The sequence below is a fragment of the Marinimicrobium agarilyticum DSM 16975 genome (assembly GCF_000423345.1).
Lineage (GTDB): Bacteria > Pseudomonadota > Gammaproteobacteria > Pseudomonadales > Cellvibrionaceae > Marinimicrobium > Marinimicrobium agarilyticum.
On record NZ_AUHU01000003.1, the window covers coordinates 477,647 to 504,051 of the forward strand.

A 26,405-nucleotide genomic window follows, 5' to 3' on the forward strand; every position below is an offset into this window, starting at 1 on the left:
GGGGCGCCGAACTACGCTTAAGCTGTAAGTGATAATGATTTCATTTACGGTTTGTCCAAGGAGAAAAGCGTATGAGAGCGTCCCAGATCTGTGCCCCTCCCATGGCTGTCGTCACGACGGCCGGTCTTCTGTTACTGATGTACTCCCTGATCAACACCGATTTCGAAGTCCCGCTTGTTACCGATCGGCCAACCATCGAATCCGTGGTGATGCCGAAAACAGAGTTGGAGGTTATGTACCCAGACCCTGCCGTGCGGCCGGATCCCCCGGCAAGCCAACCGGAGCCGATTGTTGAACCGCTACCGGATACCCGTGTCGCGACCGTTACCGATATCAATATTGGTGTGCCACAAGCCCAGAATACCGATCCCCGGCTTATTGATTACACCGGTGGCGATTTGATGCCCATTGTCAAAGTGGCACCCCAGTATCCGCGCGTGGCGTTGACCAGAGGGCTGGAAGGGTTTGTGACGGTCTCATACACCGTGACGGAAACCGGAAGAACTCGCAATATCGTGGTTCTGGAGGCTATCACCAAAGACGGAAAAGCCACTTCGGTATTCGATCGCGCTGCCATTGCGGCGGCTGAACAGTTCAAGTATCAGCCGCGCGTCCAGGATGGCACGGCCGTCGAAGTGCACGGAGTAAAAAATCGATTTGTCTTTGAGCTCGATTAGGCTTTCCTTTCCTGCGGGCCCGGCTGAAAGCTGGCCCGGTCCGCTCTTTGGCTCCATGACAGCACTCGACTAGTGGCCGAACTGGCTGCTTTGACGCTTTCGGTAAGCCAGCGGCGTGACGCCGAGCATCCGCTTGAAGTGGCGAATGAAGCTGCTATGGTCGTAGAAGCCGCAATCCAGAGCCACTTCGGAAACCGGTGCTTTGCCGTTGCGCAGGTGCTCACAGGCGATCAGGATGCGTAGACGAATAATATATTCTCGCGGGCTTGCCCCGAACGTTTCCACAAACCGGCGCTCCAGCTGTCGTTGAGAAAACCCGAAGTGTTGGGCGATGTCGGGAATGCTCAGGCGCTCTGAGTAGTGGGAGCGAATGTATTCCACCACTTTGAAAATGGGGCGTTCGGGGTGGTCGTGCATGCGCTCATAGCTTTGGACAATGCCGCACAACCCCACCACATCACCCTGGTGATCAAACAGCGGTACTTTGTGAGTGACGCACCACTCGGGCAAACCTTCGCGGGTGGGAAACAGCTCGATAAGGTCATGCAGTGGGGCGGCGGACTGAAATACGGCCGCGTCGTCCCGCCGGAATTTCTCGACCATATAGAGCGGAAAGAGCGTGTCATCCCGTCGGCCATGGAGCTCCTCGGCAGAAGAGCAGCCGCAGCGTTCCGCGAACGCCTGGTTGCCTGTCATGATATGGCCATCACGGTCTTTGACGAAGTAGAGCACGTTGGGCATATACTCGAAAATACGCCCGGCCGAGTATCGGGGGTCGAGTTGAGCCAGCCACGTGTCGAGTTGCTTCATGTCGAAATAATACAATTTTTTTACGACAAGGTACAAGCCACCTCTTCCCTTTAGCGCTAGCATGAGCCCAAGTGATAAATTTAATGAATTGGGAGTAATACAATGCAATTTGGCGCCAGCACATGGCTGTGGACCTCGCCCTTTACCAGCGACCAGGTGGAGTTACTGCAGAAAATAGCCGGTCTGGGCTTTGATTTCGTTGAGCTTCCGGTCGAGGATCCAGAGCATATCGCAGCAGATAAGCTGCGCCCTGTGCTGCGAGACCTGGGGCTGGAGGCCGTGGTCTGCACCGCTGTGGTGGGGGATCGGGACCTGAGTGCCGAGGATCCGGCCATACGCCAGAAAGCCCTCAACTACTTTGAATCCTGCCTGACGCTGGCCGAGGGCCTGGACTCCGGCGTCCTGGTCGGACCGCTCTACGCCCCCGTGGCCAAACCCCGGCTATCCACCGAAGCCTTGCGCACGGCTGAGTGGGAACGCTCGGTCGCCAGTCTGGCGCAGCTGTCCCAAACCGCCGGCGAGCGGGGCATTCGCCTGGGGCTCGAGCCGCTCAATCGCTTTGAAACCGACATGGTCTGCACTGTTGAGGATGCGAACCGCATGCTCGCGGATGTGAACAGCCCACACCTGGCCATTGCCCTGGACAGCTTCCACATGAACATCGAGGAAACTGACTTTCGCGAGGCGATCAGGCAGGCGGGTGAGCGGTTGGTTCACGTGCAGGTGTCTGACAGTCACCGCGGCGTCCCCGGAGAGGGCAACAGCGACTGGGCCGGGCTGCGCGAAGGCCTGCGGGCCGTGGGCTACAACGGCAAACTGTCGATCGAGAGCTTCTCCCCCGATGCTTCAAGCCTGGCCGAGGCGGTGTGCATCTGGCGGCGGTTTGCTCCCACACAAGACGAATTTGCCCGCAAGGGGCTGGATTTTCTGCGCCGTTGGTGGGCGCAGGGCTAATAATGATGATTAATTGAGACATTCCCGACGAGGAGGAACCATGGCGAATAACAAATTGCGAGTAGGACTGGTTGGACTGGGCTTTGGGGCGGAGTTTATCCCCATTTACCAGGCACACCCGAACGCGGAAGTAGTGGCTCTGTGCCAGCGCAACACAGACAGCCTGAACGAGCTGGCCGACAAGTTCGACGTGCCCGCGAGCGGACGCTACAGCACCTACGAAGACATGCTGGCCGACCCCAATGTGGACGCGGTACACATCAATACCCCGATTGGTGACCATGCCAAGCACAGCATTATGGCGCTGGAGGCGGGCAAACACGTTGCCTGCACCGTACCCATGGCCACCAGCGTGGAAGATTGCGAGCGCATCGTGAAAGCCACCAAGGCGAGCGGCAAGGTTTACATGATGATGGAAACCGTCGTCTACAGCCGCGAATATCTGTTCGTCAAAGAAATGTACGACCGCGGTGACCTGGGCCGCATTCAGTTCCTGCAGGCGAGCCACCAGCAGGACATGGACGGCTGGCCCAGCTACTGGGAAGGCATGCCGCCCATGCACTACGCCACTCACTGCGTCGGCCCGGTACTGGGCCTGCAGCGCAAGCTGGCCAGCCAGGTGCAGTGCATCGGCTCGGGCAAGATTCGCGATGAGTTCGCCAAAATTTACGGCTCGCCCTTCGCTATTGAATCCTGTCACATCCAGATGCAGGACTCGGACGTGGGCGCCCGCATTTACCGCTCGCTCTACGACACCGCTCGCCAGTACCGCGAAAGCTTCGATGTGTACGGTTCGGAGAAATCCTATGAGTGGCCGTTAATCGAGGGTGAAGATCCGGTCATGCACACGCGGGGTAAGCCCGAACCGGACGTACCGGAGAAGGTCAAAGTGCCGGATTACGCCCACTTGCTGCCGGAGGAAATCCGCTCCTTTACCGGCCAGGGTGTATACGATGAAGAGCACGAGCACCTGAGCTTCACCCAGGGGGGTGGTCACGGCGGCTCGCACCCGCATCTGGTACACAATTTCATCCGCGCCGTGCTGGAGGGCTATAACGCCTATCCCAACGTGGTGGAGTCGGCCAACATCACCTGTGTGGGTATTCTCGCGCACGAATCGGCGCTTGCCGGCGGTGAAGTCAAGGCCATGCCAGCATTTACCCTGGAGTGAGGCTCGCCTCACTCCAAAACGGCACACTCACAATAGCGATAATATTATGAAAATAACCCAATACAGAGGGGCCGTTCGGTGGCCCCGCGTTTCTACCGTGGTTCTGGCCTTGATCGGGTCATTGCTCGTTGCCTGTTCCAACTCCGAACACGAATCAAAGGGCGGCACTGCGACGGGCAGTGATCAAGACGGCGTTATCAATCTGTTGTTTATCGGTCACGGCCACCGCGAAGGTGCCGGCATTCACATGTCATACCGCAATGCACCGCTGTTCAATCAGTCGCTTGGCCGCGAAAAGATCTTTATGGAGTACGTCGAAGATCTCGAGCGCTTGAACGATGAAGGCTTGGCGAATGTTGATGCCGTCATGCTTTACGCCAATTACGCGGAGCTCTCGCCCGAGCGGGAAGCGGCCCTGCTGCGTTTTGTGGAAGAGGGCGGGGCTTTCTTACCGGTGCACAGCGCCAGCGCCTGCTTCGGTCACTCCGATGCGTTCGTTGACCTGGTTGGCGGGCGCTTCCAGAGCCACGGCACCGGTGAGTTCACCGCGACCATCGTGCCGGGGCAGGAAGATCATCCGATCATGAAGGGTTTTGACACCTTTGAAACCTGGGATGAGACCTACGTTCACAGCGATCACAATGAAGAGGGCCGCACCGTATTGATGCAGCGCGAAGAAGAGCCCTGGACCTGGACACGCGAGCAGGGTGAGGGCCGGGTATTCTATACCGCTTACGGTCACGATGAGAGAACCTGGGGCCAGCCGGAATTTCATGACCTGCTGATTGGTGGCATTCTCTGGGCGGTCGGTGAAGAAAAGCGTGAAGCCAACCGCGCGCTCGTCGAAACGCTGCCGGAGGCGACCTACCGCGAAGAGGGCACTATTCCCAACTACCGTCGCATTGAGCCCGCTCCGAAATTCCAGAAAGCGTTCAGCGTGGAAGACTCCATGGCGCTGACCATGGTGCCGGAAGGCTTTGAGTTGCAGCTGTTTGTCAGCGAGCCGGACATCGTCAACCCCATGGCGTTTACCTGGGATGAGAAGGGCCGTCTGTTTGTGGTGGAGTCCGTTGACTACCCAAACAACCGAAAGGACGGCGGTGAGGGAAATGACCGTATCAGCATGTGTGAGGATGTCGATCGGGATGGCCGGGCTGACCACTGTAAAGTCTTCGCCGATGGTCTGAGCGTTCCCACCGGCATCACGGCCTATGACGGCGGCTTCGTGGTCTCGCAGGCACCGGACTTTCTGTTCCTCAAAGACACCACCGGCGACGGCAAAGCCGACGTGCGCAAAGTGCTCAATTCGGGCTGGGGAACCCGCGATACTCACGCTGGCCCCTCCAACCTGCAATACGGCCACGATAACCACCTCTGGGGCGCGGTGGGCTATTCCGAGGCGCCGGAAAACGAAAACGGCGAGTCTTTCCAGAATGGCATCTACCGGATGGATTTCGACGGCAGCAACCTCGAACCCGTCGGTCAATTCAACAACAACACCTGGGGCCTGGCTTTCAGTGAAGAGTTCGAAGTATTTGGCTCCACCGCCAATAACGCCCCGGTTTTTCACGTTCCCCTTTGGCGCAACTATGTCTACGGTAAGCACGAGGAAGTGCCACCGCAGATGGCGGCGCAGATTGAAGACTTCCCGAACATCTTCCCCTCTACTTACAATTTTCTGCAAGTGGATTACCACGGCCGCTACACCGCCGGGGCCGGGTTGAATATCTACACCGCGCGCGCTTTCCCCGAAAAATTCTGGAACCGTGGCGCCTTTATGGGCGAGCCCACAGCGCATCTATTGGGTCAATTCTTTATTGAAGCGAAGGACAACAGCGTCGGTTACCAGGCAAAAAACCGCGGCTCGATCATCACCAGTACGGATGAATGGTTTTCTCCGGTGCACATGGAAGTCGGGCCCGACGGCCAACTGTGGGTGGCCGACTGGTACAACTTCATCATCCAGCACAACCCCATTCCCACCAAAGAGTCAGCGGGCTTTGATGCCGAGGAAGGCAGCGGCAACGCCCACATCAACCCACTGCGTGACCGCCAACGCGGCCGGATTTATCGCCTGGTGGCGAAAGAGGCGCCCGAGTACCAGCCGCTGGACCTGAGCAACGCCGACACCGCCACACTGGTGGAAACACTGTCCAACGACAATATGTTCTGGCGCATGACCGCCCAGCGCAAACTGGTGACCGAAGAGCGGGCCGATGCTGTCCCGGCGTTGCGGGCCATTCTGACCGGCGACCCCCGGCGTGATGCGTTGGGGCTGGACGTTGCCTCCATTCACGCCATCTGGACATTGCACGGCCTGGGTGCCTTCACCTCGACCTCCGGTGACGCGCTGGACGTGATTCAAAGCGCATTGGGTCACCCCTCGGGCGCTACCCGCAAAAATGCGGTACAGGCTTTGGTCGAAAACGGTACACCCGCCGACCTGATGTTGGCGGCTCAGTCCCTGGACGATGAAGATCCGCGCGCGCGCCTGTGGGCGTTACTGGCCATCGCTGAGCAAGCCCCCTCAAAGCAGGCGGCGGAGCAGTTGCTGAGCATGCGCACAGAGCTCCCGGTTGATCAGTGGTCGGCCCAGGCATTTACGCTGGCGGCCCTGAGTCATGATGCTTATTACTGGGAAGCGCTGAACGATGTCGACGTTACCGTCGAGGGCGATCTTCTGAAAAACTTTGAAAGCCACGAGCAGACGCCTGAGTATCTGGTGGCCAAACGTGTTCTAGCCGCCGACGCGGACGACCTGACCGAAACGCTGCGAAGCTGGGACGGTTTGCCTTCCGAACGGCTGGCGCTGATGAGCCTGGCGGTATTGGATGTCTGGCGCGATCGAGGAACCGAGCCCAGTGATTCGGAGCTGAAGGCGTTTCAAGCGCTGGTGGAGCAGGTGGACACCGAATCACAGATGGCTTTGAAGCTACGTTCCTCAGGGCTGGGGCTCGACTTCGCTCGTGTGGATGAGGCGGAGTACGCTGAATATCACGCGCAGAATGTGTTTGAGCCACAGGTCTGGCAGTGGGGCAGCGCCTCCAGAGGTGAAACTCTGTATCAGCAACACTGCGCAGGCTGTCACGGCGGCAATGCCGTGGGCGATCGCGCTCAGGCAGCGCCGCCCTTGGCGGGCATTGAAAACTGGTACGCACAAACCCAACTCCAGAAGTTCCACGCGGGGGTGCGCGGTACCCACTTCCGCGATCCCAATGGCATTTCCATGCGGGCAGCTTTGGACTTCCTGAAAGCTGAGGCTCAGCCGAACGGGGCCATCTCCAACCTGGCGCGCTACCTGGAAAGTCTGGAACGCAAAGAGCAGCCCGCAACGGTGGAAGGCAACGCCGAGCTGGGCGCCCAGCATTACGCCACCTGCGCCTCCTGTCACGGAGCTCAGGGGCAGGGCAATCGCGAGTTGGGCGCACCAGCGCTGGCTGGCCAGGCGGACTGGTACTTACTCACCCAGTTGAAGAACTATCGCTCCGGTGCCCGCGGCGGCGACCCGCGTGACCCCGCTGGTCAGCAAATGGCGACCTTCGCCAATATGCTGCCGGACGAGGAAGCGCTGCGGGACGTGGTGGCCTACATTCGTACTCTGGAGGGCGAAGACGAAGAATAGGTTTAAAATCCGCTGGACTTGTCCGCCCTACCGAAGGTTACGGTAGGGCGGCATTCAGGACATGGGTCTTCCCTCATGGGTATACTTGGCCAACATCGAAATGGACTGAAGGAGTGTACTGATGAACCGCTTAATATTACCGCTACTCTTATCGTTTGCCTTGCTCACCGCCTGCGGCAGTGACTCGGCCACAGAGCCGGCGCCTGAAGCTGAGCTGGTGCGGTTTGAAGTGGAGCCCTATCGACAGGCCTGCGTGGGGGAGGGACAGTTTCTCTGCCTGATCGTGAGAGCGGAGGATGAGGAGAGTGCGTCTTTGTTCTACGGAGGAATTATCGGGTTTGACCACCAGTGGGGCCACCAGTACACACTGCAAGTCCGGCGCGAGTCCATTCCCGAGGAAGAGCTCGTGGCCGATGGTTCCTCGGTCCGGCATGAACTGGTGGAGATCGAATCAGAGACCGAAGACCCGGAAGGCACTCGCTACGAGCTGACCGGCATTTTTCTGCTTGACCACACCTTCGAACGGGTTGACGGCCAGTACGAGATGATCGGTAAACCCTTCCAGTGCCAGGACACTGAAGTGTGCGACGACCTTGTTGCTATCAACGATACAGGCGGCATGGTGAACGTCACCATGGAGTACCGCGGCAACGGCGAGATCCGGTTGATTGATTGGGAGTAAAGGGGAACTCCCCAGCCGTTCATAAACGCAATCGGAGTAGACTCGCCAAAGGCGGGGGGGCGTTTATGCCCCCAGCCTACCCTCTACCGAACGCTACGGCGCTTGGCTGTCGAGCTCTAGCGCCATATTCCGAAACGCCTCTACCAACGTATCAGCTTCTTGCGCGCCTGAAATCAGGTACTTCTCGTTAACGACAAAGCCTGGCACCGACGTGACACCGGCGCTTTGATAGGCGCGCTCTTCGTCCATGACCGCCTGAGCGAATTCATCGCTTTCCAGAACCCGCTGGGCTTCGGCCGAATCCAGCCCGGCGGCTTTGGCGCAGCCGAGCAACACCCCGGTCTTGGAGACATCCTCCGCCCGCCCGAAATAGGCCTCGAACAGCGCCTTTTTCAGAAAGGTGGCTTTGTCATGAGTGGCGGCCCACTTGACCAGCCGGTGGGCGTCAAAGGTATTGCAGGTATAGCGCTCCTGCATTTTCTCAAAGTTGAGCCCCAGGGACTTGGCGATGTCCATCATGTTCGCCTGAGCGGCCCGCATCTCCTCCTCCGGCCGGCCGTACTTGCGTGCCAGTGCCGGCAGAATCGGCTCGGGCTCGGCGTTGTCGTCCGGGTTCAGCTCAAAGGCCCGCCACTGCTCGGTAAACTCAATCTCACCCGACAGCGCCCGTTTCGCCTGATCCAGCCGCGCGTAGCCGATGGCACACCAGGGGCAGGCAATGTCGGATACGATATCGATATGTAGGTGCTTCATGGGGTACTCCGGGCCAAGTGTTCTGCGAGTGTATCAAAGGTGGTCTACGAGTATGACCGCTCATGGAGCATTGCTAAGGGGTGAATCTTGGGCTTCGAGGGCAAGGGCAACTGGCCTTTGAGCCGAATATCAGCCATAATCGGCTCAAATTATGATCCAATAGAGTGTGGTAAACGGCTCATGTACATCTGGCAGCATCCAGACTGGCCCCATTTTTACTGGGACGAGACACGCCTTCGTCCCCGACTGGATTATTTGCGCCTGTTGCAGGGTCGTTTGCTGGGCCGGACCGAGGCCGCGCCCGAACAGGCCGACCTGGAAGTGGAAATGGATGCGCTTATCCAGAGCGCTATCCGTACCAGCGAAATCGAAGGTGAGCACCTGGATGTGGGCTCTGTGCGTTCTTCAGTCGCTCGGCAGTTGGGAGTGAAGCAGGCTGGTCTCGTTGGTAGGCCGACCCCCGAATCCGAGTCGCTGGTCGAGCTATTGCTGGAAGCCACTCGCAAGCCCGGTGAAGCCCTCACTCTCGAGCAGCTGTGCCGATGGCAGGCGATGCTCTTCCCGAAAGGCCCGGGGCTGTTGGCCGATATTCGGGTGGGGGCCTTGCGCGGCGAAGCGCCAATGCAGGTCGTATCCGGCCGTGTTGATCGCCCCAAAATCCATTTTGAAGCGCCACCGCGGAAAGGGCTGGATACTGAACTGAAGCAATTTCTTCAGTGGTTCAACGAGCCGCCGGGCAGTCTAAACTTGTTACTGCGCGCTGGTATTGCACACCTGTGGCTGATCACCCTGCACCCTTTTGATGACGGTAACGGACGAATTGCTCGTGCGGTTACCGACAGAGCACTGGCCCAGGCCGAGCGACAGTCAGTGCGGTTCTACTCCTTGAGCGCCGCCATCATGACTCGCCGCAATGCTTATTACGCCCAGCTTGAACAAAGCCAGCGTGGCGAACTCGATATAACGCCCTGGTTGACGTGGTTTCTGGATACGCTGGAGGAGGCTTTAGAGCAGGCACTCTTTCGCGTCGACCGGGTGCTGTCCAAAACCAGATTCTGGCAACGCCATGCCACCACCGTACTGAATGAACGGCAGATCAAGGTTCTGAGTCGTTTGCTGGATACCGCAGGAGACGAGTTCGCCCAGGGAATCAATGCCCGCAAATACCAGTCTCTGGCCAAAGTGAGTAAGGCCACCGCCACCCGTGATCTGACTGAGCTATTGGAAAAAGGCTGTCTGGAGAAAATGCCGGGTGGTGGGCGTAGTACGCGGTACACGTTGGCGATACGGCCCAAGTAGGTCGGGTTAGCGCAAAGCGTGTAACCCGACAGCCTCCGCGTACCGACTCTGCTAGTGCCATCTGATGGGGGCATCAACTACGCGTATTTATAGATTCGTGTGGTCGATCTGGGTGAACCGTAAACATCTCAAGCGGCTTGGGAGTTACCAGAATAAATTGCCCGAGCAACTTCCTCCGGCGAGGCACCCAGCGCCAGCAACGATTTCACCAGCAGATCAATAGAAACGCTGGGGTCGCCAGCTTCCATCTTGGCAATCCGGGATTGGCTGGATTTTACCCGTTTGGCCAACTCCACTTGACTCAAGTGTTGTTGGCTACGCCGGGCCTTTAACGAGTGACCGAGGGCCAGTTTCATTTCGATATAGGCGGACTCGTCCGGCGACAACTCCAGGAAATCCTGTGCATCTCCGACGGTCCAGCCAGCGGCTTCGAGTTTTTTGCGTTTATCGGCACGCATCGTCGTACATCCTGAATCTGGTCTTACATAGGTCGATAACCGATTTGGGGGTCTTGCCGGTCTTCTTCTTGAACACTTCGGCGATAATGATTGCGTCAGCGTCAATGCGGTAAACAATTCGCCATATCTTGTCTTCATCGGTAATTCGGAGCGCATGAGTATGTCGGCCAATCGATGGCATTGGCCTTGAGTGCGGCATGGTAAGCGCGACACCGCGTTGTAGCTCTCGCATTAGAAAACCTGCCTCTATTCTGGCTGCTGCCGAGAAGGGAGGCGATTTGACGTGTCCGTGTAGCCATACCAGTGGCTTGTCCTTTGGGCTCATGACGGTAAATATATGTCAGATATGGCATATTGTCAATGCGTGGCGCCCGCGTTGCTTGCGAGCCCGTGCGCCTGGGACTATATTCCGAGAGGTCTCCACCAACGTCAATCAGCAATCTGCCCAAAATTCCCGCTCTGAAAATCCCGCATGGCCTGGCGAATCTCCTCCTCCGTGTTCATCACAAACGGCCCGTAGCCGACAACCGGCTCGTCGATCGGCTCGCCACTGAGCAGCAACACCACCGCATCGCTGTTGGCCTCCAGAAACACCTCCGTACCGCTGGCGTCCAGCGTCACCAGATCCGCCTCGCGGGCGACTTCCTGGCCGTTCACCTGCACGGTACCATGCAGCACCACAACGCTGGCGGTCCAACCTTCTGGCAGGGTAAAGGGCGTTGCCGCACCCGCGCTCAGGCGAATGTCCCAGACATTCATGGGCGAGAACGTCCTCGCCGGGCCGGTGGCGTCGCCATAGCGCCCGGCGATCACCCGTACCCGGCCCGCGCCATCGGGTAGCGACACGCTGGGAATTTGCGCATCGGTAATGCCCTGGTAACCCGCCGACTGTCCCAGGTTGTATCGCGGCGCCCCAGAAGGACCTGCCCATGCTCGTGTCGACGCCATCGACATATCATACTACCATGTCGATTATTATCGATTTTATCGACATATTGCCCGGAAGCTTGTCGGGTCACTCAATGATTGGCGGCCACGCTTATGACATTTGAAGGCTGGATGCGGCTTAGGGGGCTTTCACCCTCTTCCATCAAAAAATATGACGGTGCTATTAAGGGGCCTATGTCCGAATGGGCAATGGACGGAGGCCTTATAGAAGGCCCCCTCACATCGATCCAGAATCACGGCCAATTCGAGACCATTGCCTCGGCGTTGAGGGACCTCCCGATATATCGGGAACGGAACGAGCGTGGTCACAATATGTACAACAGCGCGCTTAATAAATACGCGGAGTATTTATCCGAGAAGTTCGACAATGACGTTGAAGCCGATATCGACTCCATCCTTTCGGAAGACAGCGTCTCAGCCACCGAAAAGAGCAATCTCATCAAAAGCCGCATTGGCCAGGGCGTTTTTCGCCAGAGGCTAATATCGTTTTGGGGTGGCTGCTCAGTGACCGGTTACAACGATCCAGTGATGTTGGTTGCCTCCCACATCAAGCCATGGTGTGTCGCAACGAATGCAGAGAGGCTTGATCGGTACAACGGACTGCTACTGTTGCCGACTCTGGACAGAGCTTTTGATTCCGGGCTGATAACGTTTGGCGAAAGCGGCGGCATCATTATTTCGCCTCAGCTAGAAAGCCCCGAGCTACTACCTGTGTCGCCCGCCATGAGTGTACAGCTTCGTCCGATGCATGGTGAATATATGAAGTTCCATCGAGAGAGGGTATATCGTCATTCTTAGTTGCCTGCTCGCTGGCTCATGGGTTGGCGTATTAAGTCTCACACAAAATCAATGCGGCCCTAGTCGCTTCACCAAGGCCCTTTTGGAAAGTTGGAATATCCTTTTTCGGGGGGAAGATGAGACCTACGTGCAGAAGCTGGCTTCAGTCGTGACCTAGATGGGAGCAAAGGGAGTGTTCCATGAACGAGCTTTTAATTCCTTTTGGAATTCACTTGGAAACGGGCGAAATTATAGAGCCTGAAGACGCGCCCAGTGGGCGCGCCTGCAATTGTCTATGCCCCGGTTGTAGAGCCCCTTTATTGTCTCGACACCCAAAGGTCAAACGTTATCATTTTGCTCACGATTCGCGCCGATATGGTACCAAGCCAGAAGAGGACTGTCCGTTTAACTCCGCGCTAGCGGTCGCAATGATGGCGCGTGAAATAACGACCGAGCTGGCAGGAAAAATACTCGAGACACCACCGTTGAAGGATAGCCTCTACTGCTCCTCTTGCGGTGGATCGGACAAGGTTCAGGTTAGCCTCGGTGCGATAAACACAATTGATCAAGCCGAGGCCCATGTGAACGTTTACGGTCATCACGCTGATTTAATGCTAGAGGTGGGAGGTTATACGCTTCTCCTTGATCTGGTGTACAAAGGAAAGCCGCCTGTCTCGCCGAACACAAATAAGTTGCAGGCGGATAAAGTCGCTCTTTTAACCTTAGATTGCGATAGCTTCTCTATATCATCCTTTAAAAGAGACCGTAACCTTCGTTTCTCAGAGGCTGTTCTGGATTTTATCTTGCGTGACGGGGTAAAGGCATGGGCGTTTCACCCTAAAACCCTGTCAAAGCTCGAAAAAGCCAGGCGAAATCATCAATGCGTCAAGCCAACGTTTTATGTGGGTTCAGTTGGAGCCCCTATTCGTCGTCGCAATCCTCTCCCCGAACCGATAGGCGAGCGGTGCGAGAGCGATCCAAAGCACTATCAGTGCGTTATCTGTGGTGTTGAGTGGATACATGATGTCCCAAGCGCGCCTCGTTGCCCCAAGTGCCAAAACAGCCATCTCTATGCCAGAGAAATTGATTGACCAGCCCACCAAGCTAGAGTTTTGGTGACATACTGCTGTCTGATGTGATCCCAACTCCCTCATTTATCAGTGTCCGGGGTATGGGGGAAATGGGTGTCAACGGATTTTTGTGATTGAGGTCACAAATAGTCAGTTGTCCCAAAATCTGGATTTGACAGTCTTGTTCAATACGAATTAAGGTTCACGCAGCTATTGAAAGGAGATTCAAGTGAAGTATCCCTCTTTTGTGATTGGCCTTGCCATTTTCCTGCAGGCTTGCGCCTTGACCCCGTTGCCTTATATTACTGAGTGCGATCAGCCCGCATGCGAGCGACAGGCCTCCGAACAACCACTGCCTAACGGTGCCTCGGGCGGAGTCGAAGTCGTAACCAACAGTCACTTATCGTTTCATGTCGGTAGCCCCCCCAAGAAGCTTGTTCATCAGCAGGATATGCTGTTTATCATCTTCCCTGACGACACGAAAATCGCCGCATCGACTTTATCAGTAAGCGATTTTGGCTTGGAGAATAGTGAGCTTTCCGCCTATTCGCTCCTAAGCCTATCTTTAATGGAAAAGTTCAGTTCTTTACCGAACAGCCTAAGTCGGGCCGAACGGCATGTCATTCGGTCAATAAAGGTTGATGCGATGAGCGGTGACGAGACAGTGCGTTACACCCGTGAAACCATTACGATTTACCTCTATTCTGAAGCAGACGATAAATACAAGGCCTATGTGGTATCTGGGAAGGAGTCAACGTCCTGGACAATGCTGGACTTTTACGGTCTGAAGGGAGAAGACGTCAAAGACGTACTTTCCACTATTAAGCCGTTCTAAAACCAACTTTTGTAAGGAGACATTATGAGCGAACCATTGACCGCATCGGAAGTTCAAGACACGAAGGACATTCTTCAAAACTTTTACGGAGCACAGACACAGAACTGGCGGATTACCGTGAGAACCCTAGAGGTTCTGGGTCGTCTGATTGAAAAAACGAGGGCTTGTGACAGCATGATGGATTTAGTTCCGAGACCGTTTGGTGGTGGCTCGGTGATTAAGTGGGGCCAGAAACAGATACGACAAGCCGTGCTCAGAAAGTTAAAAGACAGCAGTGGAAAACATTATATTGCCTGCATGAGGGCTTCCGCCGCATCGATGAGAACGGATTTTTATATGGCGGGTCTCTAAGCGTATTTAGTTCGCTGACTTCGGCGGTCACCGTATGAGTTGGTGGATATTTGAAGAAACATGGCGGATGCGCAGGCTTATCCGCCATACCAAGACTTTCCGTAGGGCGGATAAACCTGCGCATTCGCCATTGCCTGTGTGAAATTATTACCCTCTCAATTCAGAATTTCACTTAGATACTGCCCCGTATAAGACCGCTTCCGCTTGGTCACAGTATCCGGTTTACCTTGCGCAATAACTTTCCCACCATGCTGGCCACCCTCCGGCCCCATATCGATAATCCAGTCGGACTCGGCAATCACATCCAGGTTGTGCTCAATCACCAGTACGGAATTACCCGCATCCACCAGTCGGTGCAGTACGTGCAGCAGTTTGTCCACGTCCGCCATGTGCAGCCCTACGGTGGGTTCGTCCAGCACGTAGAGGTTGTGCTGTGAGCGTCTTCCTTTGTTGTCTTCCGGGGTCATGTTGGCTTTGCTGAGTTCGGCCACCAGTTTGATACGTTGGGCTTCGCCGCCACTCAGGGTCGGGCTTTGTTGGCCCAGAGTGAGGTAGCCCAGGCCCACGTCCTGCAACAGGCTCAGGGCGTGGTGGACTTTGGTGATGGGGGCGAAGAACTCGGCGGCCTCGTCGATGTTCATGGCCAGGACGTCACCGATGTGTTTGCCTTTGTAGGTGACGCTCAGGGTTTCGTCGTTGAAGCGCCAGCCGTGGCACACGTCGCAGGGCACGCGTACGTCGGGCAGGAAGTTCATCTCGATTTTCTGCTCGCCCTGGCCGCCGCAGGCTTCGCAGCGGCCATCGCCGGCATTGAAGGAAAAGCGTGCGGGGGTATAGCCGCGCAGGCGCGCGTCCACGGTGCCGGCGAAGAGTTTGCGGATGGTGTCCCAGATGCCGATGTAGGTCGCCGGGCAGGAGCGCGGCGTTTTGCCGATGGGGGTCTGGTCGACTTCCAGAATGCGGTCGATGCTTTCCCAGCCGGTGATCTGTTCTACGCCGGTCCACTGCTGTTTTTTCTTGCGTTTGTGGGTAATGGCCTGCTTCACATTGGGGTAGAGCACGCCCCGTATCAGCGTGCTTTTGCCGCTGCCGCTGACGCCGGTAACGGCAACCAGTTGGCGCAGCGGGACCGACACGGTGACATTGTTCAGGTTGTTCTGCCGTGCGCCGGTCAGTTGCAGTTGTTCTTTGTCCCAGAGGCCGCGCATCTCCGGGTTGCGCAAACCGGGCAGAGGGTGGCGTAGCGGTTCGGAGAGCATTTTCCCGGTGAGGGAGCGTTTGTTGCTCATGATCTTTTTCAGGGTGCCGTACGCCACGACTTCCCCGCCGTTGACGCCGGCGCGCGGGCCCATGTCGATCAGGTGGTCTGCTTCGCGGATGGTGTCTTCATCATGCTCGACCACCACGACGGTGTTGCCCTGGGTCTGCAATTCGCGCAGGGTTTCGATCAGGCGGCGGTTGTCGCGCGTGTGCAGGCCGATGGTGGGTTCGTCCAGTACGTAACACACGCCCTGCAGGCTGGAGCCGAGCTGCGCCGCCAGGCGGATGCGTTGGGCTTCGCCGCCGCTCAGGGTGGGCGCGGCCCGGTCCAGGCTCAGGTAGTTGAGCCCGACTTTCTGCAGGAACTGGAGGCGGCTGTGCATTTCCGTGAGCAGGTCGCGGGCAATGGCCTGTTCGTACGCTTTGAGCTTGAGTTTTTTGAACCATTGCTCGGCGGCGTCTACCGGCAGTGAAGCCAGGTCGGCGATGGAATGATCGCGAAAGCGAACGGCCCGGGCCGTCGGGTTGAGGCGTTGGCCGTCGCAGCTCGGGCAGGTTTTCTCCGTGCCTTCTTCCTCGTCGGGCCGCCAGGTACGTTCTTCCCCGGTCTGCTCCTCGTCAAAGCCTTTGATGATTTGTCCCGTGCCGTAACAGCTTTTGCACCAGCCGTGTTTGGAGTTGTAGGAGAACAGGCGCGGGTCCAGTTCATCGAAGCCGCTGCCGCAACTCGGACAGGCGCGGTTGGTGGAGAACAGACGTTCGCCGCTGGCCTGTTTGCCGGTGCGTTTATCCACCGGGGCGACAATGACCACGCCGTTGCCCAGGCTCAGGGCCTGTTCCAGCCCTTCCCTCAGCGCGCGTTCGTTGTTGGGGGAAACGGTCACGTCTGACAGCGGCAGTTCGATATTGTGCTCGCGGTAGCGGTCGAGTTTGGGCCAGTCGGCGGTGGGTTGGTAGTCCCCGTCCACCCGCAGTTGCGGGTAGCCGCGCCCGGCGGCCCACTCGGCCAGCTCGCGGTAGATACCCTTGCGCGCCACGACCATGGGGGCGAGCAGCGTGACCTCCCGGTTGCGGTAGTCTTTCTGAACGCGGGCCAGAATGGCTTCGGGCGTTTGTGGCTCGATGGGCACGTCGCAGTCCGGGCAGTACTGGGTGCCGAGTTTGACGTACAGCAGGCGCAGGTAGTGGTAGATCTCGGTCAGGGTGGCCAGGGTACTTTTGCGACCGCCGCGACTGGTGCGCTGTTCGATGGCGACAGCGGGCGGGATGCCGTAGATGGCGTCCACATCCGGGCGGGACGCGGGCTGCACAAACTGGCGGGCGTAGGCGTTCAGGGATTCCAGGTAGCGGCGCTGGCCTTCGCCGAAAATCAGGTCGAAGGCGAGGGTGCTTTTACCGCTGCCGCTGACCCCCGAGATGACCGTGAGCTTGTCCCGCGGAATGGTGACGTCGATGTTCTTCAGGTTGTGCTCGCGGGCGTGGTGAACGCTGATCACCCGCTCGGCCGCCGGCGCGCGTTTTTTGGCGATGACGGGCAACGGGGCGCCCTGGGTCAAGGACTGTTCGTAGTCCTTGAGCGCCTTGGCGGTATAGCCGTCGGGTTGGGCCATCAGCTGCGTGGGTGTGCCCTCGGCCAGCAATTGACCGCCGGCATCGCCGCCTTCGGGGCCGATGTCGATCAACCAGTCGGCCCCGCGAATGACGTCCAGGTTGTGTTCGATCACCAACAGCGAGTGGCCGGCATCCTGTAACTGCCGGAAGGCGCCCATCAGGGTGGCGATGTCGGCAAAGTGCAGGCCGGTGGTGGGTTCGTCGAACAGGAACAGAATGTGCTCTTGATCTTTGGCCCGCGTGTTCGCGAGGTGGCCGGCCAGTTTCAGGCGCTGGGCTTCGCCGCCGCTCAAGGTGGGTACGGCTTGGCCCAGTTGGACATATTCCAGGCCCACGTCCGAGAGCGGTTGCAGGCTGCGTTGCACCTCGGGTTTGTCCCGGAAAAATTCCAGCCCTTCGGCGACGGTCATCGCGAGGGCGTCGGCGATGGAGATGGCCCGCGGGGTGTCGTTGCCGGCGGCGCCTTCCAATACTTTGACTTCCAGAATTTCATCCCGGAAACGTCTGCCATCGCAGTCCGGGCAGCGCAGGTACACATCGCTCAGAAATTGCATTTCCACATGCTCAAAACCGTTGCCCTGGCAGGTGGGGCAGCGGCCATTGCCGGAGTTGAAGCTGAAGGTGCCCGGGGTGTAGCCGCGTTCTTTGGCCAGGGGGGTGGCCACAAACAGTTTGCGAATCGCGTCGAAGGCGCCGACGTAGGTGGCGGGTGTGGAGCGGGTGGTTTTGCCGATGGGGCTCTGGTCGACCATGACGGCGCGGTCGATGTGTTCCAGGCCTTCTATGCGTGTGTGTTCGCCCGGGGCTTCGGTCTGCTCGCCCAGGGATTTTAGGATGGCGGGGTAGAGGATCTGGCGCATCAGGGTGGATTTGCCGGAGCCGCTGACGCCGGTCAGGCAGACGAGTTGGCCCAGGGGGATGCGAACGTCAATGTTCTTGAGGTTGTTTTCTCGGGCCCCATGGATGGTGATGGCGCCTTGCTGGTCCGCCTGGTCCGGAGAGACCTGTCCGGGACTCGCCGTGGACCCATCCGTGGGGGCTCGAGCACAGCTTCCCTGCTGAGCACGGTCCCGGACAGGTGTACCCGGAACCTGCTCATGGTTGCCCGAAACCTGTTTGGTTCCGTTCAAGTAGCTCGCGGTGAGGTTGGTTTTGCGTTTGAGCAACGCCTTGGGGGTGCCGAAGAATTCGATGTGGCCGCCATTGCGGCCGGGGCCCGGGCCGATGTCGAGGATTCGGTCGGCGGCCAGGATCACTTGGGGGTCGTGTTCGACCACGAGGAGTGAGTTTCCGGCGTCGCGTAGGCGGTGGAGGACTTTGACCAACCGCTCGATGTCCCTTGGGTGGAGGCCGGTGCTGGGTTCGTCCAGGACGAACAGGGTGTTGACCAGGGAGGTGCCGAGGGCGGTGGTGAGGTTGATGCGCTGGACTTCGCCGCCGCTCAGGGTGCGGGATTGGCGGTCCAGGGTGAGGTAGTCCAGGCCGACTTCGCACAGGTAGCCCAGGCGCGCGCGGATTTCTTCCAGCAGTAGCTGGGTGGGTTCATCCGCCCGGCTGTTCAATTGTTCGAAGAAATCGCCGCAGCGGGCGAGGGGCAGTTGCATCACGTCGGCGATGTTCAGCCCCGGCAGTTGGTTGAACTGGGCGGGCGATAGGGTGCTGCCCTTGGGCACGAAACGGTGGCGCCCGTTCAGGGCCTGCTCGGCCGCCTCGCGGGAGCCGACGCGCCACCAGAGTGAGCCGGGCTTCAGGCGGGCGCCGCCGCAGTCCTGGCAGGGGGTGTAGGCGCGGTATTTGGACAGTAGCACCCGGATGTGCATTTTGTAGGACTTGCTTTCCAGCCAGTCAAAGAACTCCCGTACGCCGTACCAGACGCCTTTGTCCCAGCCTCCTTCGCCCTGGAGAACCCACTGTTTCTGGTCTTCCGTGAGGTCGGCCCAGGGCTTGGTGATGGGGATGCCGCGCTTTTTGGCAAAGCGGATCAGGTCCCGCTGGACTTCGTTGAAGGATGGCGTCTGGATCGGTTTGATGGCGCCGTCTTTGAGGCTCTTGCGATCATCGGGAATGACCAGTCCGTAGTCCACGCCGATGATGCGTCCAAAGCCCCGGCAGCTCTCGCAGGCGCCCAGCGGCGAGTTGAAGGAGAATTGGCTCGGGGTCGGCTCCGGGTAGTCGATGTCGCAGCTCGGGCAGTGGTGGTGGCTGGAAAAGCGCACCGGTGTGCCCGCCTCGCGATTGTCGTCCAGCGGGTAAAGCAACACGTGGCCCTTGCCGAAGTGCAGGGCGGTTTCCACCGCCTCAGTCAGGCGGCTGCGGTTCTCAGCGGTGAGCTTCAGTCGGTCCTGCACCACTTCGGCCCGGTTGCCGTCGCGCCGGTGCAGGCGGGCGTAGCCCTGCTGGTTGAGCAGTTGCAGCACCTCATCCTCACTGAGCTTTTCCGGGACGTTGATGGGCAGGCAGATCATCAGGCGCTGGCCCTTGGGCCAGTCCCGGTACAGGGCTTCCACGATGCTCTGCGGGGTGTCCTTGATCACTTCCCGGCCGCAGCCCTGGCAGTACAGGTGCGCGAGCCGGGCGAACAGTAGCTTGAGGTAGTCGTTCAGCTCGGTCATGGTGCCCACGGTGGAGCGGGAGGTGCGCACCGTGTTGCTTTGCTCAATGGCGATGGCCGGCGGAATGCCGTCAATGCTGTCCACGGCGGGCTTGTCCATCCGATCCAGAAACTGGCGGGCGTAGGCGGAGAAGGTCTCCACGTAACGGCGCTGGCCTTCGGCGTAAATGGTATCGAACGCCAGAGTGGACTTGCCCGAGCCACTGACGCCGGTGACCACCACCATTTCCCCCAGGGGGATGTCCAGGTCCAGGTTCTTGAGGTTGTTCTGCCGCGCGCCGCGCACGGTGATGACTTCATGAGGCATAGAGGCTGCTGCGTCCGGTGTTGGAGGCTGATAGAGGCTCCCTAATATACGGGAGTTGGTCAGTACGACCAAGGCGGCCGGAAGGATGACCGGCCCTGTGTTATAGTCACAATGTAACTAAGGCGGCCTCGACGCCGCCGTTCACTCAGAATAATCAGAGGATTCCGTTATGTGGCTGACCGGTCCCAGAGCGTTGCGTTCACTCGGCGCGTTTGCGCTGCTTTTTCTATTGGTGCTGACCGGCTGCGCCATGCCTTCCGGTAAGCCGGACGAGGCCAGCGTGCGCACCTGGGAAATGCAGCAACTGGTTTTCCACGCCGAGAACCCCTACAACAACCCCTACACCGAGGTGGATGTCTGGGTGCGCCTCACAGGCCCGGATTTCGACAAGCGGGTGTACGGTTTCTGGGATGGTGGCAATCGCTTTGTGGTGCGTTTAGTGGCCACAGCGCCAGGTGAGTGGTCCTGGGAGTTGGGCTCCAACCAGCCGCAAGACGCCGGGCTGACTGACCGCCGCGGGCACTTTACCGCCGCAGGCTGGAGCGAGGCGGAAAAACAGGAGAACCCCAATCGCCGCGGTTTCGTGCGCGTCAGCGAGAACGGTCATGCGCTGGAATACGCCGATGGCACGCCCTTCTTTATGGTGGGGGACACCTGGCTGGCCGGCTCCACCTGGCGTCTGCCGTTCCGTGACGCCATCACCTCTGATGGCTATGTGCCGGGCCCCGGTATTGGCTTTGAAGATGCGGTGAACTATCGCAAGAACCAGGGCTTCAACTCCGTCAGTATGATTTCCGCTTTTCCGAACTGGGAGGCGGATATGAACCCCAGCACCTATGCCGATGAAAACGGCATCTACCTGCGTAACGCCTGGGAAAAGTTCGGGTATGACGTGTCCGACGAGCAGGGCACCGATGCCTCGGGTGGCGACAGTTACTGGGGGACCTTCACCGCCAAAAATATGCGCGACGAGTATGGTCACTTGCCGTTTGTGCCTTCCGAGGTCCATGAGGGGGTATCAAATTTTAACCGCCCGCAGCCGGAATACTTTCAGAGCCTGGACCGGAAAATGGCGCACCTGTCCAAGGAGGGTTTCGTTCCCCTGTTGGAAACCGTGCGCCGGGATGTCGGGCCCTCCTGGGATGCCTATTTTGATTTCAAGGAAAGCTTTGCCCGCTTCGCCCAATACTTGATCGCCCGCTACGGCGCCTACAATTTTGTCTTCAGCGGCATACACCTGGATTGGGTGCCGGAGGATTTCAGCCTGACCGCCGAGCAGTTCAATGAAGCGCTGACTTACCACCTGGACACCTACGGGCCTCCGCCATTTGGCCAGCCGCACACGGTGTTGATCGATCGGGCCACCCATACGACCCTGGGTTCCGGCGATGAAGTGCCCTGGCTGGATATGCACAGCGTGGGCAACAAGCCGCGGGATCATCGAGTGGGTGAAAACCTGGAAGCGCAATTCTTTCTGGAAGATCCGCCCAAGCCGACCATCAACTTTGAACCCTATTACACGGGTTGGCTACACGAGATCAATAAGCCCGGCGGCGAAGAGCCCCCGCCCAACTCGCGGCGCGATAATTACTTCGCCCGGGCGCAAATGTACGGGTCCGTCTTATCCGGTGGTCTCGCCGGGCATGTGCATGGCACCGCCGCCTATGACATGACCAGCACCGGTGAGCCCGCCGGCGCCCGGCCCCATATTTGGGATGCGTTGCGTTACGAGTCGGCGAACTACATGCAGCACCTGGAATCCTTCGTTCTGTCCGAGGGAAAACGCTACCAGAATCTGATACCCGCCACCGACGACATAACACCACGCAAGGCGCCCAATGCACCTGAAGATGGGCTCGATGGCTGGTCTTACATGATGCGCACCGCCGAGGCGGATTTGGCGCTGCTGTATTTTGAGAACGCCTCGGTGGCGCCGCGACTCAGCGGGTTTGATCCGGAGGTTACCTATACCCTGCAATGGTTTGACCCGGTACATGGCCAGTGGCAAGAGCCGGTCACCGTGATAGCGAATGCGGATGGGGTGATAGAAGTCAACGTCTTTCCGGGCGGTCAACCCCTGGCCAAGCGGGACTGGGCGGCAAAAATCATGAAGTAAAAAAGCGGGTCGGGGGACACCCCGACCCGGTGGTACTTTACTTGGCGCCCTCTAATAGCCGACGCGCTCGGCGTAGGCAATAATTTTCTCGCCGTAGTCACCGCCCCAGCTGTAGCCGTTGCGACGCTCGGCTGAAATTTCCATGATGTCGTAATACTTCCCGCCGTCCCGGTCGCTGAAGAAACCTTCGTTCGTTTGAAGATCGTAAAAGCGATACCACATCCGGTCGCCTTCACTGTAGACGATTTTCTCCTCGACCGATTTGTTGTACGTGTGATCCGCCAGATAGGTGTCCGGACTGCGGAACCAGGCGATACCGGCATGCACCGCGGCCTTGACCTCGGGCGTCTGCGGCTGGGTCATCAGGAACGCAATGATTTCCACCGACTCACTGCCGCTGAGGGATTCAAGCTCATAGGCCCGGGCCGCTTTCGGCAGGTAGTCGTCCTTGCCGTGCTGGGCGCACCAGACGGTCAAATCCCCGTCCTGCTCCCATTGGGCTTTGAGGATGTACTCGACGCCGTGGTCGATGGCCTGCTTCATCTGGGCCCGATCGGTGTCGTCGAAAATATCGGTGTCGAACGGTGCGTTTTCCAGGTGTGCGTGATACAGCGCAGTGAGCACGCGGGTCATGGCATTGTCATTGAAGGTGACGTGATCGGAGTAGCCCCCGCGCAGGGGATAATACTGGGGCCAACCGCCGGCGTCGTATTGGGCTTCGAGCAGGTAGTCCATGGCCTTGCGCACCGCATCGCGGTATTTGGTATCGCCGGTCTCGTTGTAGACCTCAGCCAGGTAGATCATTTCCGTCACCGTCGCGCCGTTGTCGATAGTGCCCAGGTCATTGCCGCCGGTACCCATGGAGTCGTAGGACTGGTTTTTGGGCCAGCCACCGTGATCGTATTGGTAAGACAGAACGATATCGGCCTTGCTGTCGCTCCAGGCGTTTCGGGCCGAATTGAAACGGCTGTGAACCGGGTTGCCGCTCTGGTCCAGCATCAGGCCGTCGCCTCCGCTGCTCGCGTCGCAGTCCACGGCGGAAGGGTTGTTGCCGACGATGGTCAGAGAGTCGACATTGGGCAGCCCTTCCGAGCTGCTGGCCACAAGGCGGATGTCATTGTTGCCCGCCGTAAGGGCGACGGTGGCGGTGGCGGAGGTCCAGGCGGTCCAGGCGCCCGTGGTGGGGAAATCAATACTGCTCTCGGTGCTCTCGTTGACCTCAACGTCAGCCGGTCGTGGATTGACGGAAGCGTAGCGAACCTCCAGCGTGTACTGTCCGTCCTCGGGAACGCTCACCCGATAGGATATTGCACCGCCCGTGATATTGTCAGTGTTGGCGAAGCCGGTGCCGTTGAAGCCCTCATTGTCACTATCAATGGTGCCATCAAGGTGACAGAAACCCGCGTCGAATTCTTCAATGGTGACGCTGGTCCCATCCCCGGTGCTGGGCGCACTTGAACTGCTCAACGACGAGCTGGAACTGCTGGACTCATCATTGGCGCTGGATGAGGATGAAGTATTTTCTGAGGGCGAGTCTGAGCCGCCACACGCGACCAGCAAGCTGCCGATCGCCGCGTACAGGGCGAGGTTAGGGATTTTCATGGTTGATGATTCTCTCTTTTTTATCGGTTTGTGATGATGTTCGACGCTTACTCTCGGAGCGCCATGGTTATTATCATTGTCGCAGGCATTATTGCCCGTCGTTGTCATTTTGAGACAACAATATGAGAGTTTTTTAATGAACCGTCAAGGATGACGGTGTAGGGGAGTCGTGCGGTGTTGAGCCCTTTCGTCACGAATGCAGGGCGAAGGGAGCGCTGCCGAGAGCCTTGGGCTCTCGGCAGCGTGAGGAGCTAGTACCCTACGCTTTGCGCGTAGGAGATGATGTCTTCACCATAATCGCCACCCCAGCTGTAGCCGTTGCGGCGTTCTTCGGAAATTTCCATAATGTCGTATACCTTGCGGCTGTCCCGGTCACTGAAAAAGCCACGGTTGGTGTACAAGTCATAGAAGCGATACCACATCCGGTCGCCTTCGCTGTAGACGATTTTCTCCTCGACGGAACTGTCGTAGGTATGGTTGTCGAGGTAGGTGTCGGGGCTTCGGAACCAGTCGACCGCCGCCCGAACGGCGGCTTCAATTTGCGGCGTTTGGGGTTGGGTCATCAGAAACCCGATCACTTCCACTGACTCACTGCCACTTAACGATTTCAGCTCATAGGCGCGCGCCATCTTGGGTTCATAGTCGTCTTTCCCATGTTGAGCGCACCAGGCCGTCAGGGTTCCGTTTTGTACCCACTGGGCGTTGAGGATGTAGTCCACGCCCTGGTCGATGGCCTGCCGCATTTGCGCTCGATCGTTTTCACTGAAGATGTCGGTGTCAAAGGGTGCACTTTGCTGGTTGGCATGGTGCAGTACGGTCAGCACGCTGGACATGGCATTGTCGTTGAAGGTGACGTGATCCGAGTAGCCTCCGCGCAGTGGGTAAAACTGCGGCCAGCCACCCGTGTCGTATTGGGCCTCAAGCAAATAGTCCATGGCTCTGCGCACCGCGTTGCGGTAGCGGGTATCGCCGGTATCCCGATAGACTTGGGCCAGGTAAACCATTTCCGTGACGGTGGCGCCGTTGTCGATGGTGCCCAAGCCGTCACCACCATCGCCCATGGAGTCGTACTCCTGGTTCTTGGGCCAGCCGCCGTTGTCATACTGGTGGGAAAGAATGATGTCTGCTTTGCTCTGATCCCATTCGGTGCGGGCACTTTCGAAGCGGTCGTGGACCGGGTTGCCCTCTTGTGAAAGGAGTGGGGCGTTATCTGCGCTACTGCTACTGGAGGAGCTACTCTGGTTGGAGCAATCCGCCGCGGTGGGGCTGTTCCCGACGACTGTCATTGCATCGATATTGGGCAAGCCATCACTGCTGGTGGCAACGACGCTGATGTAATTTTCCCCACCGTTCAAATTGACCGTGCTGGTGTCGACCGTCCAACTGGTCCAGCTACCGGTAGAGGGGAAGCTGAGGTTGGCCTCGTTCGAGCCGTTGACCACGACAATGGCGGGTCTGTCGGTGGCAGAGGCATAGCGCAGTTCCAGAAGATAGCTACCATTGCTGGGGGCATTGACGCGGTAGCGAACGGCGCTGCCGTTGGCATTGTCGGTATTGGCAAAGCCCTCACCGGTAAAGCCGGCATTGTCATTGTCGACCGTTCCGTCGACGCCACAAAAACCGGTCTGGCTTTCCTGGATCGTGATTTCTCCGCCGCTGGTCGAACTGGTGGAGGACTGGCTGCTCGAAGACGAGGTGGTGCTTGTTGAAGAAGCGCTGGATGTCGACGAGGCGCTGCTGCTGGAGCTCGACGGAGGATTGTCGCCACAGATATCACCAGTCACCACCGGCGTCTCGGCCGTGCCGTTGGTGTTGACCTGAAAACCGAACGAGATGGACTGTCCGGGTGAAAGGGTGCCGTTCCAGCTGAGGTTTGAGGCTGAGTAAGGATTGCTTCCGCTGACATCGGCGTTCCAGCTGCTGGTGACCTCGTTGTTGTCATACGTCCAGGAAACGTTCCACCCATCAATGGGGTCCGAACTCGTATTGGTGATGTCGATGGAGGCGGTGGCGCCACTGCCCCATTCGTTTTGTACTCGATACTCACAGATAGCACTTTGAGCGTTGACACCTGAGGCCGCGAGAACGCCGGTTGCCATCATCGTTGACAAGGTGAGCAATTTTATCGTTGATAGTTGCATTGAGGATCTCCGTTCTTTATTGCTATAGAAAACAAATTTTTTATTTCGTTTAATGACTACTGAAGCGACTGCTTAACCTCACTGGCTTCACGCATCCGATAGTAGGCATGGAGATCCGCTGATTCAAATATGGCAACAATATTAAATGCAAAAATGAGACGTAAGTACGGAAATCAGGGATTGCCAGGGTAGAAGCCGGTTCCTCTTGGCCCGACCGGCGTAGGATTGAGCATTTTTGTTGACCAATGCGACAGGGTGCGTAGTCGGAAGGGTTGAGTGTGCTGACGTTATCCGCCATTATCATTTTCTGATACGGGCCCTCTTCCGAGCGGGCAGATACAGCCAAAAAG

The 26,405-nt window shown here is 58.2% G+C and carries 19 protein-coding genes; 11 read left to right on the forward strand and 8 right to left on the reverse strand.

Features of this window, described 5'->3' with window-relative positions; all coding sequences use genetic code 11:
• The first annotated feature begins 71 nt into the window (after positions 1-71).
• Positions 72-677 carry an energy transducer TonB gene (locus G547_RS0102085; RefSeq protein WP_027328423.1) on the forward strand — a complete coding sequence of 202 codons (606 nt, stop codon included), beginning with the start codon at positions 72-74 and terminating at the stop codon, positions 675-677.
• 69 nt (positions 678-746) lie between these two features.
• Here G547_RS0102085 and G547_RS19685 read toward each other — a convergent pair whose 3' ends face one another.
• On the reverse strand, positions 747-1,487 hold the full coding sequence (locus tag G547_RS19685; RefSeq protein ID WP_169449417.1) for an AraC family transcriptional regulator: 741 nt from the start codon (positions 1,485-1,487) through the stop codon (positions 747-749).
• 102 nt (positions 1,488-1,589) lie between these two features.
• Between G547_RS19685 and G547_RS0102095 the strand changes: the two genes are divergently transcribed.
• The 4 genes from G547_RS0102095 (at position 1,590) to G547_RS19695 (ending at position 7,916) form a co-directional block, all read left to right on the forward strand.
• Positions 1,590-2,441, forward strand: a complete 852-nt coding sequence (locus G547_RS0102095) for a sugar phosphate isomerase/epimerase family protein (protein WP_027328424.1) — start codon at positions 1,590-1,592, stop codon at positions 2,439-2,441.
• 40 nt (positions 2,442-2,481) lie between these two features.
• Positions 2,482-3,612 carry a Gfo/Idh/MocA family protein gene (locus G547_RS0102100; protein WP_027328425.1) on the forward strand — a complete coding sequence of 377 codons (1,131 nt, stop codon included), beginning with the start codon at positions 2,482-2,484 and terminating at the stop codon, positions 3,610-3,612.
• Positions 3,613-3,658: 46 nt separating this feature from the next.
• Positions 3,659-7,234 (forward strand): PVC-type heme-binding CxxCH protein, encoded by a 3,576-nt coding sequence (locus G547_RS19690; protein WP_084645551.1) that lies wholly within the window; start codon positions 3,659-3,661, stop codon positions 7,232-7,234.
• Between the two features lie 121 nt (positions 7,235-7,355).
• On the forward strand, positions 7,356-7,916 hold the full coding sequence (locus tag G547_RS19695; RefSeq protein WP_036186432.1) for a DUF4377 domain-containing protein: 561 nt from the start codon (positions 7,356-7,358) through the stop codon (positions 7,914-7,916).
• 93 nt (positions 7,917-8,009) lie between these two features.
• Here the strand turns inward: G547_RS19695 and G547_RS0102115 are convergent, their stop codons facing one another.
• Positions 8,010-8,669, reverse strand: coding sequence for a DsbA family oxidoreductase (locus G547_RS0102115; protein ID WP_027328426.1), 660 nt, complete (start codon positions 8,667-8,669; stop codon positions 8,010-8,012).
• A gap of 180 nt (positions 8,670-8,849) precedes the next feature.
• Between G547_RS0102115 and G547_RS0102120 the strand changes: the two genes are divergently transcribed.
• Positions 8,850-9,968, forward strand: a complete 1,119-nt coding sequence (locus tag G547_RS0102120) for a Fic family protein (RefSeq protein WP_027328427.1) — start codon at positions 8,850-8,852, stop codon at positions 9,966-9,968.
• 128 nt (positions 9,969-10,096) lie between these two features.
• On the opposite strand, the gene G547_RS0102125 is transcribed toward G547_RS0102120, so the two are convergent.
• The 3 genes from G547_RS0102125 to G547_RS19700 form a co-directional block, all read right to left on the reverse strand.
• The gene (locus G547_RS0102125) at positions 10,097-10,426 is read right to left on the reverse strand and encodes a helix-turn-helix transcriptional regulator (RefSeq protein ID WP_027328428.1); all 330 of its coding nucleotides are present in this window, start codon (positions 10,424-10,426) and stop codon (positions 10,097-10,099) included.
• A complete protein-coding gene (locus tag G547_RS24010) occupies positions 10,413-10,751 on the reverse strand; it encodes a type II toxin-antitoxin system RelE/ParE family toxin (RefSeq protein WP_027328429.1) in 339 nt (112 codons plus the stop codon). The genes G547_RS0102125 and G547_RS24010 overlap by 14 nt, the downstream gene beginning before the upstream one ends.
• Positions 10,752-10,855: 104 nt before the next feature.
• Positions 10,856-11,374 carry a pirin family protein gene (locus tag G547_RS19700; protein WP_051234615.1) on the reverse strand — a complete coding sequence of 173 codons (519 nt, stop codon included), beginning with the start codon at positions 11,372-11,374 and terminating at the stop codon, positions 10,856-10,858.
• A gap of 93 nt (positions 11,375-11,467) precedes the next feature.
• Here G547_RS19700 and G547_RS0102140 point away from each other — a divergent pair, with 93 nt between their 5' ends.
• From G547_RS0102140 to G547_RS0102155, 4 genes are all read left to right on the forward strand, one after another.
• Positions 11,468-12,172 carry an HNH endonuclease gene (locus tag G547_RS0102140; RefSeq protein ID WP_027328430.1) on the forward strand — a complete coding sequence of 235 codons (705 nt, stop codon included), beginning with the start codon at positions 11,468-11,470 and terminating at the stop codon, positions 12,170-12,172.
• Positions 12,173-12,351: 179 nt separating this feature from the next.
• On the forward strand, positions 12,352-13,242 hold the full coding sequence (locus G547_RS23295) for a competence protein CoiA family protein (RefSeq protein ID WP_157209757.1): 891 nt from the start codon (positions 12,352-12,354) through the stop codon (positions 13,240-13,242).
• Positions 13,243-13,450: 208 nt separating this feature from the next.
• A complete protein-coding gene (locus tag G547_RS0102150; RefSeq protein WP_027328432.1) occupies positions 13,451-14,056 on the forward strand; it encodes a hypothetical protein in 606 nt (201 codons plus the stop codon).
• 24 nt (positions 14,057-14,080) lie between these two features.
• Positions 14,081-14,407, forward strand: a complete 327-nt coding sequence (locus G547_RS0102155; protein WP_036186434.1) for a hypothetical protein — start codon at positions 14,081-14,083, stop codon at positions 14,405-14,407.
• A gap of 155 nt (positions 14,408-14,562) precedes the next feature.
• On the opposite strand, the gene uvrA is transcribed toward G547_RS0102155, so the two are convergent.
• A complete protein-coding gene (uvrA, locus tag G547_RS24015; RefSeq protein ID WP_027328434.1) occupies positions 14,563-20,196 on the reverse strand; it encodes an excinuclease ABC subunit UvrA in 5,634 nt (1,877 codons plus the stop codon).
• Positions 20,197-20,365: 169 nt separating this feature from the next.
• On the opposite strand from uvrA, the gene G547_RS19705 reads away from it, so the two are divergent.
• The gene (locus tag G547_RS19705; protein WP_051234617.1) at positions 20,366-22,312 is read left to right on the forward strand and encodes a DUF5060 domain-containing protein; all 1,947 of its coding nucleotides are present in this window, start codon (positions 20,366-20,368) and stop codon (positions 22,310-22,312) included.
• A gap of 51 nt (positions 22,313-22,363) precedes the next feature.
• Here G547_RS19705 and pelA (G547_RS19710) read toward each other — a convergent pair whose 3' ends face one another.
• A complete protein-coding gene (pelA, locus tag G547_RS19710) occupies positions 22,364-23,914 on the reverse strand; it encodes a pectate lyase (RefSeq protein WP_051234619.1) in 1,551 nt (516 codons plus the stop codon).
• A gap of 251 nt (positions 23,915-24,165) precedes the next feature.
• A complete protein-coding gene (gene pelA, locus G547_RS0102175; RefSeq protein ID WP_027328435.1) occupies positions 24,166-26,055 on the reverse strand; it encodes a pectate lyase in 1,890 nt (629 codons plus the stop codon).
• Positions 26,056-26,405: the final 350 nt, after the last annotated feature.

What these genes read in the sequence shown, in the direction of transcription:
- G547_RS0102085 (WP_027328423.1), top strand. Translation starts at nt 72, where the DNA reads ATGAGAGCGTCCCAGATCTGTGCCCCTCCCATGGCTGTCGTCACGACG.
- G547_RS19685 (WP_169449417.1), bottom strand. Translation starts at nt 1,487, where the DNA reads ATGAAGCAACTCGACACGTGGCTGGCTCAACTCGACCCCCGATACTCG.
- G547_RS0102095 (WP_027328424.1), top strand. Translation starts at nt 1,590, where the DNA reads ATGCAATTTGGCGCCAGCACATGGCTGTGGACCTCGCCCTTTACCAGC.
- G547_RS0102100 (WP_027328425.1), top strand. Translation starts at nt 2,482, where the DNA reads ATGGCGAATAACAAATTGCGAGTAGGACTGGTTGGACTGGGCTTTGGG.
- G547_RS19690 (WP_084645551.1), top strand. Translation starts at nt 3,659, where the DNA reads ATGAAAATAACCCAATACAGAGGGGCCGTTCGGTGGCCCCGCGTTTCT.
- G547_RS19695 (WP_036186432.1), top strand. Translation starts at nt 7,356, where the DNA reads ATGAACCGCTTAATATTACCGCTACTCTTATCGTTTGCCTTGCTCACC.
- G547_RS0102115 (WP_027328426.1), bottom strand. Translation starts at nt 8,669, where the DNA reads ATGAAGCACCTACATATCGATATCGTATCCGACATTGCCTGCCCCTGG.
- G547_RS0102120 (WP_027328427.1), top strand. Translation starts at nt 8,850, where the DNA reads ATGTACATCTGGCAGCATCCAGACTGGCCCCATTTTTACTGGGACGAG.
- G547_RS0102125 (WP_027328428.1), bottom strand. Translation starts at nt 10,426, where the DNA reads ATGCGTGCCGATAAACGCAAAAAACTCGAAGCCGCTGGCTGGACCGTC.
- G547_RS24010 (WP_027328429.1), bottom strand. Translation starts at nt 10,751, where the DNA reads ATGAGCCCAAAGGACAAGCCACTGGTATGGCTACACGGACACGTCAAA.
- G547_RS19700 (WP_051234615.1), bottom strand. Translation starts at nt 11,374, where the DNA reads ATGGCGTCGACACGAGCATGGGCAGGTCCTTCTGGGGCGCCGCGATAC.
- G547_RS0102140 (WP_027328430.1), top strand. Translation starts at nt 11,468, where the DNA reads ATGACATTTGAAGGCTGGATGCGGCTTAGGGGGCTTTCACCCTCTTCC.
- G547_RS23295 (WP_157209757.1), top strand. Translation starts at nt 12,352, where the DNA reads ATGAACGAGCTTTTAATTCCTTTTGGAATTCACTTGGAAACGGGCGAA.
- G547_RS0102155 (WP_036186434.1), top strand. Translation starts at nt 14,081, where the DNA reads ATGAGCGAACCATTGACCGCATCGGAAGTTCAAGACACGAAGGACATT.
- uvrA (WP_027328434.1), bottom strand. Translation starts at nt 20,196, where the DNA reads ATGCCTCATGAAGTCATCACCGTGCGCGGCGCGCGGCAGAACAACCTC.
- G547_RS19705 (WP_051234617.1), top strand. Translation starts at nt 20,366, where the DNA reads ATGTGGCTGACCGGTCCCAGAGCGTTGCGTTCACTCGGCGCGTTTGCG.
- pelA (WP_051234619.1), bottom strand. Translation starts at nt 23,914, where the DNA reads ATGAAAATCCCTAACCTCGCCCTGTACGCGGCGATCGGCAGCTTGCTG.
- pelA (WP_027328435.1), bottom strand. Translation starts at nt 26,055, where the DNA reads ATGCAACTATCAACGATAAAATTGCTCACCTTGTCAACGATGATGGCA.